At 43.2% G+C, this 12,402-nt stretch carries 13 protein-coding genes and 1 tRNA gene; 2 read left to right on the top strand and 12 right to left on the bottom strand.

From position 1 onward, the window contains the following. Positions 1 to 78: 78 nt before the first annotated feature. Positions 79 to 264, bottom strand: coding sequence for a hypothetical protein (locus tag BLV00_RS18450; RefSeq protein ID WP_093046414.1), 186 nt, complete (start codon positions 262 to 264; stop codon positions 79 to 81). A 232-nt stretch (positions 265 to 496) separates the two neighbouring features. Between BLV00_RS18450 and BLV00_RS18445 the strand changes: the two genes are divergently transcribed. Both BLV00_RS18445 and lipA read left to right on the top strand, forming a co-directional pair. Beyond that, positions 497 to 1,318 carry a lipoate--protein ligase family protein gene (locus tag BLV00_RS18445; RefSeq protein WP_176791716.1) on the top strand — a complete coding sequence of 274 codons (822 nt, stop codon included), beginning with the start codon at positions 497 to 499 and terminating at the stop codon, positions 1,316 to 1,318. 26 nt (positions 1,319 to 1,344) lie between these two features. Next, the gene (gene lipA, locus BLV00_RS18440; protein WP_093046412.1) at positions 1,345 to 2,289 is read left to right on the top strand and encodes a lipoyl synthase; all 945 of its coding nucleotides are present in this window, start codon (positions 1,345 to 1,347) and stop codon (positions 2,287 to 2,289) included. Positions 2,290 to 2,537: 248 nt separating this feature from the next. Here lipA and BLV00_RS18435 read toward each other — a convergent pair whose 3' ends face one another. From BLV00_RS18435 to BLV00_RS18385, 11 genes are all read right to left on the bottom strand, one after another. Beyond that, entirely contained in the window at positions 2,538 to 2,786 is a 249-nt protein-coding gene (locus tag BLV00_RS18435) for a hypothetical protein (RefSeq protein WP_093046411.1), read from the bottom strand. A 339-nt stretch (positions 2,787 to 3,125) separates the two neighbouring features. Then, positions 3,126 to 3,599, bottom strand: a complete 474-nt coding sequence (gene trmL, locus BLV00_RS18430; protein ID WP_093046410.1) for a tRNA (uridine(34)/cytosine(34)/5-carboxymethylaminomethyluridine(34)-2'-O)-methyltransferase TrmL — start codon at positions 3,597 to 3,599, stop codon at positions 3,126 to 3,128. A 45-nt stretch (positions 3,600 to 3,644) separates the two neighbouring features. Then, on the bottom strand, positions 3,645 to 4,511 hold the full coding sequence (locus BLV00_RS18425) for an amidase domain-containing protein (RefSeq protein ID WP_245729017.1): 867 nt from the start codon (positions 4,509 to 4,511) through the stop codon (positions 3,645 to 3,647). 84 nt (positions 4,512 to 4,595) lie between these two features. Then, on the bottom strand, positions 4,596 to 5,132 hold the full coding sequence (locus BLV00_RS18420; RefSeq protein WP_093046409.1) for a methylated-DNA--[protein]-cysteine S-methyltransferase: 537 nt from the start codon (positions 5,130 to 5,132) through the stop codon (positions 4,596 to 4,598). 74 nt (positions 5,133 to 5,206) lie between these two features. Next, positions 5,207 to 6,340, bottom strand: a complete 1,134-nt coding sequence (queG, locus tag BLV00_RS18415; protein ID WP_093046408.1) for a tRNA epoxyqueuosine(34) reductase QueG — start codon at positions 6,338 to 6,340, stop codon at positions 5,207 to 5,209. Positions 6,341 to 6,432: 92 nt separating this feature from the next. Continuing rightward, complete coding sequence (locus tag BLV00_RS18410; RefSeq protein WP_093046407.1) at positions 6,433 to 8,139, bottom strand: ABC-ATPase domain-containing protein; 1,707 nt, start codon at positions 8,137 to 8,139, stop codon at positions 6,433 to 6,435. Between the two features lie 163 nt (positions 8,140 to 8,302). Beyond that, positions 8,303 to 8,373: transfer RNA gene (locus BLV00_RS18405), tRNA-Gly, on the bottom strand. Between the two features lie 570 nt (positions 8,374 to 8,943). Further along, positions 8,944 to 9,561: a flavin reductase family protein gene (locus BLV00_RS18400; protein ID WP_093046406.1), complete on the bottom strand. Its 618-nt coding sequence runs from the start codon at positions 9,559 to 9,561 to the stop codon at positions 8,944 to 8,946. A 94-nt stretch (positions 9,562 to 9,655) separates the two neighbouring features. After that, positions 9,656 to 10,882, bottom strand: a complete 1,227-nt coding sequence (locus BLV00_RS18395) for an ABC transporter substrate-binding protein (protein WP_093046405.1) — start codon at positions 10,880 to 10,882, stop codon at positions 9,656 to 9,658. A 55-nt stretch (positions 10,883 to 10,937) separates the two neighbouring features. Continuing rightward, the gene (locus tag BLV00_RS18390; RefSeq protein ID WP_093046404.1) at positions 10,938 to 11,645 is read right to left on the bottom strand and encodes an ABC transporter ATP-binding protein; all 708 of its coding nucleotides are present in this window, start codon (positions 11,643 to 11,645) and stop codon (positions 10,938 to 10,940) included. After that, positions 11,638 to 12,402 (bottom strand): ABC transporter ATP-binding protein, encoded by a 765-nt coding sequence (locus BLV00_RS18385; RefSeq protein WP_093046403.1) that lies wholly within the window; start codon positions 12,400 to 12,402, stop codon positions 11,638 to 11,640. Before BLV00_RS18385 ends, BLV00_RS18390 begins: the two co-directional genes overlap by 8 nt.

The following is a 12,402-nucleotide window of genomic DNA, read 5'->3' as shown; positions in this document are numbered from 1 at the left end:
CCATTGCAAAATATTATCCACAACCATCATTTTTTATAATTTCCTAGACTATAAAAAAAAGACTGCCCCGATACAGGGTCAGTCATCATCATCCATATACTGTTTTTCAAATTGATACTGCTTTCGTCTCCTGAGCCCTAAAACCAGGAATACAATAAATAAAATGATGTTCAATATTCTAAAATCAGGGTAAATAAATGCTAAAATGGCCCAAATCACTGAACTTACTAAAAACAGTACACTCGAATAAAGAGTTTGGCTCACCAGGGACTCCTCCCTTACGTGGTATTGGCTGGCCTTTTGTCCATTTTCCTGCTTATCCCATATCCTATCGTCAATTTCACATATTGACAATACAAAAGGAGGGTTATAGAACCTAAGCTGACGCAACTTTTCCTATTTAATCTCTTTTGACACATAAATGACTACCTTGTTAAACTTAGTTTGTGCATTTTACTTAATTAAAGTATGAAATATTCTTACAGAGAAGAGGATCATAATGAGTGAGACTTGGTATTATGTCGACACTGGCCATGCAACTCCGGCCTTCAACATGGCAATGGACGAGTTGTTGCTTAATTGGCATAGTGAAGGAAAAATCCCTCCTGTACTCCGTTTTTACGGCTGGGAACCCGCCGGACTATCGGTAGGCTACTTCCAAAAGGTCCAAGGAAAAATCGACCTGGAAGGCGTCAAACGTCACGGCTTTGAACTAGTACGTCGGCAAACAGGCGGCCGTGCGGTACTCCATGACCAGGAATTGACGTATAGTGTTATTGTATCAGAAGAGCACCCGGATATGCCTAAATCCGTGAAAGAAGCCTATTTAGTCATCTCTAAGGGACTGCTGCATGGGTTCCGGAACCTTGGTGTCCAGGCTGATTTCGCTATTCCAGAAGGAAAGCTGGAAACGACCGGTTCTGCGGTCTGTTTTGAAGAACCTTCATGGTATGAACTTATCGTAGAAGGTAAAAAAGCTGCAGGCAGCGCCCAGACAAGAAAAAAAGGAATCATCCTTCAACACGGATCGATTCCCATTGAAGTGGATGACGGAAAGTTATTCGATCTGTTCATTTATCCCAATGAACGAGTAAAAGAAAGGGCCCGTAAAGCATTCGGCGATAAAGCAGTAGCAATCAATCAAATCGTGCCAGAACCAATCACTTTCGATAAAACGAAAGAAGCATTCAAGCAAGGATTTGAAACAGGCCTGAATATCAGTCTAGAGCCTTTTCAGCTGAATGAGGAACAATTACAGGCTGTCCATCAATTAGCAGAACAACGATACCGCAATGATAAATGGAATTATGCTCGATAATCTTTACTAAAGGAGTGTCATCACACATGGCTAAAAAAGAAGAGTACATACGGAAACCGGAATGGCTGAAAATCAAAATTAACACGAATAAATCTTACAACCGATTAAAAAAACTGATGCGCGACAAGAAACTCAATACCGTCTGCGAAGAAGCCCGCTGCCCGAACATCCACGAATGCTGGAGTGAACGAAAAACGGCAACTTTCATGATTCTTGGTGATACATGTACGCGAGGCTGCCGCTTCTGCGCGGTCAAAACCGGCCTGCCGAATGAACTGGACTGGGGAGAGCCGGAGCGTGTCGCAGAATCCGTAGAAATCATGGGACTGAAGCACGTGGTTGTCACTGCGGTTGCTCGTGACGATCTGAAAGATGGCGGTGCAGCAGTTTTTGCCGAAACAGTCAAAGCTATTCGCCGCCGTGTACCTGGCTGTACAGTAGAAATCTTACCTTCTGATATGAAAGGTGACTATGAAAGCCTCCACACATTAATGGAAGGAAAGCCGGACATTTTCAACCATAATATCGAAACGGTCCGCCGATTGACCAAGCGTGTCCGTGCCCGTGCCATGTACGATCAATCCCTAACCCTTTTGAAACGGGTAAAAGAAATCGCTCCCGACACACCTACAAAATCAAGCATCATGGTTGGCCTTGGTGAAACGAAAGAAGAAATCATTGAAGCGATGGATGACTTGCTGGCTCATAACGTCGACATCATGACAATCGGACAGTATTTGCAGCCGACCAAGAAACACTTGAATGTAGAACGTTACTATCATCCTGATGAATTCGAGGAATTGAAGCAGATTGCTCTGGAAAAAGGCTTTAGACACTGTGAAGCGGGGCCAATGGTTCGTTCTTCCTATCACGCTGACGAACAAGTCAATTCCACATCAGCTCAGCGTCGTATTAAATATATGCAGGGCTATGAATCCCAAGGAGAAAAATTAGATAACGTGAATTTTTAATTAAAGGCTCTGTTTAATCTCAGTTTTGATTTTACAGTTAAGCTCCCCTTACATGAAGACCCAGCTTCGAGATAGTGAGGTCCGTTACCATGAGAGGAACGGGATGGTCTGGGAAACAATATCTTGGAATCAAGCTTTCGACTTACTGCTCTTTTGTTGGATAAGCCTTTTATGAAAATCAACAACAACGTTTAACAGATTCAATTAAAAAAAGCCATCCTGACTTTAGGATGGCTTTTTTTAATGGATTAATAATACGGATAATAGTATGGTGGATAATAAGGTGGGTAGTAGTAATACGGTGAATAATATGGATAAGGATATAAAGCGCTCCCTAACAATCCGCCCAGCACCCCGCCAAAAAATGGAGATCCATAAAATCCCCCATAGCCCCCGTAGCCCCCATAATACGGCCTTCTCGGTCGTCTTCCAGGACGTGGGCGCTGTCTTTCATCCTCAATCTCCATCATAGCTTCAGGCAAGTAATCATAGTCCATTTTCTTCCTCCCCTTTCTGTACAGCGTAACCTATGCTTCACTGTATGTGGGGACATACCCAGATGTATGGGCAGGAGTTTATAGACTTTTGTACGATTAGTAATTCACATCTTAGGACAATTTAGTTATAATAAGGGTTAGTTGATATTGTAGAGAATAAAGGAGGCGCCATTGTATGAAACTAGCGTTGATCATCGGAGTATGTGTGACATTCCTGACATCTATTTTCGCTGCTGGATATGACGAAAAGCCAGGTACCCCGCAAAAATAAACTAAGGTCGAACAAAACCCGCATCCAATCAGATGCGGGTTTTTATATGAATTCCAGTCCTCTTTTTTTCACGTAAGGCCGGGGAAATCTTGCTGGCGCAGCGCTTCATAAATCAAGATTGCTGCTGTATTGGATAAGTTAAGAGAACGGACTTTGTCTGTCATATGAATACGCAGACATCGGTCTTCTTTCCCTTCCAGCAAATCCAGCGGGATTCCATCTGTTTCTCTTCCGAATACAAAAAATAAATCTTTTTCAGGCTCATTGAAATTGTAGTCCGTATAATGTTTCGTCCCGAAATTCTCGATGTAATAAAATTCTCCTTGTGGATAAACTTTATATAATTCGCTCAGACTGTCATGATAGTGGATATCGACATCATGCCAATAATCAAGACCGGCACGGCGCAGCATTTTATCATCAGTTGAAAAACCGAGCGGACGGATTAAATGTAGTGTAGAACTGGTAGCGATGCAGGTCCTTGCAATATTTCCCGTATTAGCAGGTATTTCTGGTTGGTACAAAACGACATGAATAGGCATCTTCTTCACCTCTGGTTGCTTAATGACCCGCTTATTATAACATACTCACTCTCCGATTCGGAAAAACTTATATTCGATGTTCGGCGTATAAGCGGTGGAGTCTTCATAGGACCAGTACCGCATTCTGCTGTTAGAAGTATGGGCATTTACAAGTGGCATACCGTCGGCGTCTTTACTAACGACAATCGTATTATGATTCCATCTTCCATCCCCTTCAAAATCATAGCAGATGACATCCCCTGGAATCAGTTCCTTCGGTGAATCGATTTCCTTACCAGTAAGTCCTTGCCGGGAACCGCTCAAATACCAGCGGAAGGAATGAGCTACTGCCCAGCTGTAGCTCCATGATTTTCCCGAATACCACCAGCCTTTTCCACGGTTCGGAGCCCCCCACATCGGAGCTCCTCCCGCCCGCATGCATTGTGAAATGAAATTCGTACAATCATCTGTGAATGTACGATAGGCAGGGTTATAACTGTTCCACCAGCGTTCCGCGTAACGCACAGCGCTTCGGCGATCATAATTGAAACGAAGGTCCCGTACTTCTCCCATCGGAATCGGTTCATATTTTTTATCATCTTCCACAGGTCCATTCTTTTCTTCTGTGAATTCATGGCGTAAAATTTCTTTGTGTTTCATCTGTACCCGGCAGTCCATTTCTAATTCTTCCACGTAGAAATCGTTCTTCTTTTTGAGGACAAAATTAGTTTTCAACATATAACGCAGATCTGTCCTGCTATCAGAATCCTCTATCCGCTGATAAGGAGTGACAGCTCCAAAAACACGGGCTATCCGGTATCCCCGTTCTCTATGGAGCTCCCATTTCCTCTTCAGCCATGGAACGGTGTCCATATCCCGCTGGCTCGTCAATACCTCATTCCAGAAATCTGTAAGTATATTACCATTCACCATCTGTGCTCCTCCCTCCCCTATCATTTTATGAAAGGAACAGGGTTTAACAACAAAAAAAGCCGTGAGTATATCACGGCTTTCATTTTAAAAGTTGAAAAGCATCTGTGGCATTTCTAATTCTAATAACTTTCTTTTCTTTTCTAATCCACCATTGTAACCCACTAATTTTCCGTTCGTGCCGATCACTCGGTGACATGGAACGATAATCGATAAAGGATTGCGGTTTACTGCACCGCCTACAGCACGTATCGCTTTAGGCGCCTGGATCGCTTTTGCGATATCTTTGTACGACCTTGTTTCTCCATAAGGAATTTCTTCGCACAACGCCTTCCACACCTTTTGCTGAAAAGGGGTTCCATACAGTTGATAGTCAAAGGTGAATGCATGCCTTGCTCCTTGAAAGTACTCATGGAACTCCTGCATGGCTGATTCTAACAACTCATCATCCTGCACAAACTTCGGACAAAGGAAATACTGTCTCGCCCAATTATTATGATGCGTTGCCAGCTCTTGATAGCTACCATAGTCGATCCGGCAGACACCGTCCTTATCTGCGACGAATGTTATCGGACCGAGTGGAGTTTCCAATTCATCATAATAAAGAAAGGAACGTTTAGCCATAAACAACCCCTTCTTTTTTTAAAAAGTTTGTTTTATTATACTAGAGAAATGCAAAGATGGGAAGAAGTTTTCTGTTAATTCAGCTGAAACCCAAGCCCTTTTTCCATTTCAAACAACACTTGCTCATCCGACTCCTTCTCCATTGCGGCTTCAATTGCTTCGTATGCCCCAGGAGAACCAATTTTACCCAGCGACCAGGCAGCGGTTCCCCGGATGACTGGTCGGGGGTCTTCCTTCATCAAACGAATTAAGTCGTCCACTGCAGTCTCATCTTTGTAGTGGCCCAATGCCAGGATAGCATTACGTTGAATCGGCTTTTTGCCACGCCAGGATCCGGCAATCGGACCAAATTGCTCTTTAAACTCCCTGTTCGAAATCGAAAGGAGCGGCTTCAATCTCGGCTTGGTCACTTCTGGATCTGGCTCAAATTCTTCATGCAGATGGAAATCCTTTTTCTTATTCTTCGGACATACGGTCTGACAAGTGTCACAACCATAAAGTCTGTTGCCGATCTTTACACGATATTCATCAGCAAGAAAGTCCTTCGTCTGCGTCAAAAATGCGATGCACTTATTAGCATCCAGCTGGCCGCCCTGGACAAGGGCTCCAGTCGGGCAGGCATCGACACAAATATTGCAATCGCCGCAACTGTCCTCGACAGGTTCATCGGCTTCGAAGGGAATATTCGTAACCATTTCTCCCAGATATACATAGGAACCAAATTCAGGCGTGATGATGGCGCAATTTTTCCCACTGAAACCGATACCCGCGCGTTCAGCTACTGCCCGGTCAGCCAGCTCTCCTGTATCGACCATTGACTTGATGCTAACCTCAGGAAACTTCTCTGTTAAGAATTCCCCCAGCTTCTGTAGTCGATCCCGGAGCACATCGTGGTAATCCTGTCCCCAGGAAGCACGGCAGAAGATACCGCGTCTGTCACCTTTTTTACTTTTTGGTGCATCTTTCATTTTAGAGGGATAAGCTAAAGCAATCGAAATAATCGACTGTGCTTCAGGCAAGAGGCGGCTTGGTTCTGTCCGTTCCTCAACCGTTCCTTTTTCAAAACCCGATTGGTACGACAGCTCTTCCTGTCGTTTAAGCCGGGCTTTCAGTTCCCCGAACACATCTACGGAAGCAAATCCGATTTTGTCGATTCCAATTTCCTTACTATAGGCAATGACTTCTTCTTTCAATTGCTTGTAATCCATTCTTACCCCTCCTTTCCATTTTAACTAATAAGGCCATATTAATGGTAAGGCGGATTTTGCGCCCTTACCTAATTTTAAAGTTTATCGTTTAATTATAAAGGATTTACTTTGGCTGTTCGGATCCTGTTTAATGTCGCTGCGATTTCAAACCGTCTAGGACGGGCCAGTTCGCCAGGATGCTGGTTTTGGAATGGCGCGAAGGAAGCCAACCCTTGCTCATCCAGTTGATCTTCCACGGCATCAAGTAATTCTTCCATAGACCTGTTTTTTTCCAGCCAGCCTTTTTTATCTAAATGAAGCAGCATATCTGCAATCATCCGGGTTTGGGATGGATCTACAAGCTGCTCGACATAATGCAAGGATATTTCCGTGTTCCCTTTTAAAATCAAGGTTTTACTTTTTGCTTGTACTTTAGCTTTTTTTCCTTTTTGGGTCTGCAGGCTGTTTGGGAGAAATCTACGCTTGGTAATCTCCCCAAAGCTGTGTTCCTTATCAATTTTACGCTGGTGCGGGTATCTATCTGCAATCTCTTTCGCTTTATTCGTAACGTTATAAGGGAGGTACTGATCCATCATGATGACGCTATCGGCAGCGTCAAAATAGTCCCCGGATCCCCCCATGACTAGGATTGTAGAGACATCTAATTCATCACGAAGCTGTTTGATTTTATCGATGAAAGGAGTAATCGGTTCTTTCTCCTTCACCACCAGCTCCTGCATCCGTTCATCCCGTATCATAAAGTTCGTTGCGCTGGTATCTTCATCAATCAGCAGCGTGCCAGCGCCTGCCTCAAGAGACTCCACTACATTGGCAGCCTGCGACGTACTGCCACTTGCATTTTCCGTCGTAAACGTTGTTGTATCTGTACTATGTGGCAGATTTTTAATAAACGGCGAAATATTTACGGTTGTGACTTTTCTTCCGTCCTCTGCCCGGACTTTCACTGCTGCCGGATCAGTCAGCACATACTCACGGCCATCACCTTTAATATGAGGATACACCCCTCGTTCCATTGCATTCAATAGGGTACTTTTACCATGGTACCCGCCTCCGACAATCAACGTTATCCCTTTTTTCAATACCATACCTGTCAATGGCTCATTGCGGTGGGGCAGTTCTATAGTGACCCGGTTCTGCTCAGGACTTTCAAACGGCACCGCGCCTTCCATCGGCCGTTCACTGACGCCACTTTTCCGAGGTAAAACTGCACCATCCGCTACGAATGCAACCCAGTCATTCGCCTCCATTTCCCTGCGGATCGCTACATGCTGGTCAGCCAGTTGCACTGCTTCCTCAATTTCCCCATTGTTGATACGAAAGACAGATTTATCAATCAGCTCAGGGAGTACCTGTAAGAACAGTTTCTCTGCTTGCTTTCCATTAATGCGTCTACCATTGGCCGGTAAGCCTATACTTAAGCAGATAATCATATGGTCACTATTCAAATCAACAGCTGTGCGTTCTAATATTTCCTGGCCTGGGCGATCGATAGCCACCATTCCGCTTTTCCCTGATCCCTTCACGTTAGGATTAAGCTTCATCAGTGTGTGGGCAATATCTCTCGTAATCGTATCTTCCGCATAAATTCGACGATTCCTGTCTTCCCGCCATTCGGCTCTGATCGGGCGTTTGTCGTACGGCACTTGAATCCTTATTTTAGAAGGAGCCGCAAACGGATCCCCTTGTACGTAATCAATCCATAGCCGGTAGCGTTCAAACTGATAGCTACCCTGTAATTGTTTGTAACCTTTATAACTTTTCCCATCCATTTGCTGAAATTGCTGTTGAAGCTTCTTCATAACGAATCATCTCCAATCCAATTATCTATTTTGGTTATTACCAATGTTGCCATCTTTACAACATAAAAAACGCAATGCTTCGTTGTCACCTAGAACGAAACACTGCGTTGGTTAACTTGATTGGGGAAAATAATTACTCTTGCCGGATAAAGCCGGCAATAAGAGCGGGTGATGGGAATCGAACCCACATCATCAGCTTGGAAGGCTGAGGTTTTACCACTAAACTACACCCGCATGTTAAATAGATAACTTCTTTAATTCAGATTCACGAACAATCATGTCTCTTCCTCTGCCAGATGATTCAAGGATGTTATATCCGTCGAGACAACTCGTAGTTTATTCGGTGGATGCTTCGCTCGTGGCTGAGGTTTTACCACTAAACTACACCCGCATGTTAAATAGATAACTTCTTTAATTCAGATTCACGAACAATCATGTCTCTTCCTCTGCCAGATGATTCAAGGATGTTATATCCGTCGAGACAACTCGTAGTTTATTCGGTGGATGCTTCGCTCGTGGCTGAGGTTTTACCACTAAACTACACCCGCATGTTAAATAGATAACTTCTTTAATTCAGATTCACGAACAATCATGTCTCTTCCTCTGCCAGATGATTCAAGGATGTTATATCCGTCGAGACAACTCGTAGTTTATTCGGTGGATGCTTTGCTCGTGGCTGAGGTTTTACCACTAAACTACACCCGCATAGTGAAAATGCCTTTTTGAAATGACATATATAATTATAACAAGGGTAGTTTAGTGGTGCAATGGAATTTTTAAATTTTTTGTCGAAAACAACAAAAATTAATCGATTATTTTTTTGGGATCGAATGTTTTCTCCAAACTGAAATAGTCGTCAAGCCTGGCATAGTTTGGTCCACTGATCCTTGCCAGTGGTTTCAGCTTTTCTACATTGATTTTGAAATTACCAGAATAATACTCATCTTTAATATGAAAATGCACTACCCTTCCAAGTACCATATGGGAATGATCACCGACAGGGATGACATTCTCTAATTCACACTCTAATTGGATAGGAGACTCTTCAACTCCCATGCAATCTACCCTTCGAGCAGGTACAGCTGTCAGCCCTACTTCCTTGAACTCATCTACCTCTGACTTGAAACTTGCCGAAGAATCGTTCATTGGCACTGCTATCTTTTCTGTTACCACATTGATCACAAACTCTTTCTGGCTTTCGATATTATTCAGGGTATCTTTCTTGGTACCGCCCCTCTCTCCGATCGCAAACATAATGATCGGAGGTGAACTGGTTATAGCGGTATAAAAGCTAAAAGGTGCTAAATTATGTATGCCATTTTTATCCTTGGATGAAACAAAAGCTATCGGTCTTGGCACTACTATCCCGGTTAATAGTTTATAAGCTTCCTTGGATTTACAGTCTTCTGCTCTAATATCCATTTTTCTTCCACCACCTTATGTCTATTGTTATAATCATACAATATTTAAGAGGTTGACCCTAATAATAGAAGCCAACCTCTATTTCAAGTTACAATTATTCTCCTACTTTGATGGGTACAATTTCTCCTTCTTCTATAGCTGCGACACTTCTGTCAGCCTTAAAACCTCCATCTTTACCAACTTCATCGATAACATAGACTTGTTTTTCCTTAGGGAGCTGATCCAATCCATCCTGGATATGGGCACGGATCGCTTCTGAATCATCTACTGTACCAGCTGCTTTCATAGCTTCTACAAATACATATAGTGATATATAGTGGAAGCCCGCTTCCGAACCAGGGTCGTTCTCATATTTTTCTTGATAATTTTCTACGAATTGTGGTGTCCCGGGATAATCCGCATTAACTAATGGCATAACACCGATCGATCCTTCAAAGAGTTCATAGGAATCAGCTTTAGTTACCTTCTTCATCTCATCGAGCTTTGCCTGATCCATGATGATGAATCCACCTTCGAATCCTAATTCCCTCGCTTGTTTAACGAGTTTTGCCGTAGGTTCAGAGGGGCCACCGATAAATAATACATCAGGGTCTTCTTTCAAAGCATTAGTTACCAGGGTGAAAAAGTCCGTTTCCTTAGAAAAATCAATAGAAGAATCATAGATTACCTCTCCCCCTTGCTCTTTCCAGTAAGGGAGCAAAGTTTCAGACCAATCTTTTCCGTACTGAGTGGATGTCGGCAAGGCAGCGAGTTTTTTGCCAAAACGCTCCATTGTATAGTTTGTAAAAGGCTCAATATAATTATCATATCGAGGAGGGATCCGGACAGTCAGGGAATTTCCTGCTTCCGTTACGTCCGGTTCACTGGTATAAGCACCAATCAAGAATTTTTCCTGTTCATTGAATACCTGCATGGCCTTGACTCCCCCGCTGTGAGGCGTGTAGACGATCGGAGTCTGGTGTTCCTGTACCAGCCTTTTGGCGTTTGCTGCAGCTTCATTTGGCAAGTATTTATCATCAAGAGAAACCAAATTAATTTTATAGGTCTGTCCATCTACTTCGAAACCACCATTTTTATTAATTTCTTCGGCTGCCATCTCCAATCCGCTGAATGACCTTTCCCCATAATAAGCAGCCGGCCCACTGAGAGGACCACTGAAACCGATATTGACGAGTTTTTCTCCTCCTTCAGTAGATGGAGTTTCCGTTTCCTTTTCAGTTCCTTCGCCAGAAGCTTCATCGGACGGATTTTCTATACATCCTGCTAATACAAATACAATGGACAACACAGACAGGAAAACGATTACCCGGAATTTATTCATTAAATTGCCTCCTTCATAAATTTCTGCCAGACCAAAATTGAAATGGTATCCACCCTCATGCTCCGATGTAAGCCTTACGTACAGAATCGTCGGACAACAATTCTTCTGAAGTTCCCTGAACCACTATGGAACCGCTTTCAAAAACGTAGCCTTTACTTGCGATACCTAGTGCAGCATTGGCATTTTGCTCTGCCAGTAGAATGGTAGTCCCTTCTTCATTAATTTGCTGTATGACTTCAAACATTTGTTCCACAATTAATGGGGCCAGCCCTATGGATGGTTCATCCAGAAGCATCAATTTCGGTTTTGCCATCAAGGCCCGTCCAATAGCAAGCATTTGCTGCTGTCCACCACTTAAAGACCCTGCCGCATTTTCTTTTTTCTCATATAGGATCGGAAATAATTCATAGACATGCTTGATTGAATGTTTAATAGCTTTTTTATTTTTACGGTGAACATAAGCCCCCATGATCAGATTTTCACTGACACTCATTTTTGGAAAAAGCTTTCGGCCTTCTGCACATTGAACAATTCCTGACTCTACAATCCGTCCAGGAGACCTGCCACCGATTGACTTCCCTTCGAAGAGGATTTCACCCTGCCGAGGTTTTTCCAACCCGCTTATTGCTTTAAATGTAGTACTCTTCCCTGCTCCATTGGAGCCCAGTAGTACGACAATTTCTCCCTTTTGAACAAGGACATCTATACTCTCTATCGCTGTAAAGCTTCCATAGGCAACAGAAAGACCTTTTAACTCAAGCACTGGCGCTCCCTCCTAAATATGCTTCTATGACCATTTGATTGTTCATAATCTCTTCAGGAGTACCTTCAGCAATTTTTTCTCCATAGTTGAGCACCATTATCTTATCAGCCAGCTTCATGATCATCTGCATTTTATGCTCAATCAGACAAACGGTAATCCCTCTATCCACCATCTTCTTCATCAGTTCTGCCAAGCCTTCCGTTTCATCTGGATTGATGCCTGCTGCCGGTTCATCCAGAAAAACAACTTCAGGGTCCGTAGCGAGAGCGAGTGCAAAGGCAACACGCTTTTTTTCTTCTTGTGTGATATTGGAAGCCAGCTGATCACTCACAGCTGTCAAACCGACAAAATCCAATACTTCTATCGCTTTTTCTTTGCATTTGCTTTCCTCTCTCTTAAACCTTTTTGTCCTAAGCACAGCATCCAGCAACGTTGAATTTGTACGAAGACGATGTCCCACGATTACGTTATCCAGCACGGTCGATTGTTCAAAAAGATTGGTAGTTTGAAAGGTTCTTGCTATTCCCAACTCTGCAATTTTATTAGGCGGGAGTTTCGTTATATTCTGGTCTTTGAATATTACTTGACCCGAAGTTGGTGAGTGTGATCCGCTCACAAGGTTAAAAAAAGTTGATTTCCCAGCTCCATTTGGACCTATGATGGCATTAATTTTACCTTTTTCCAGTGAAAAGCTCACATCATTTACGGCAATGAGACCACCGAATTGCTTCGTCAATGCTTTCGTTTCCAGGAACAA

The organism is Thalassobacillus cyri (assembly GCF_900107755.1).
GTDB classification, from domain to species: domain Bacteria; phylum Bacillota; class Bacilli; order Bacillales; family Halobacillaceae; genus Thalassobacillus; species Thalassobacillus cyri.
The sequence above is the reverse complement of the archived record's forward strand: the minus strand, read 5'-3'. Positions and strand labels throughout refer to the sequence as shown.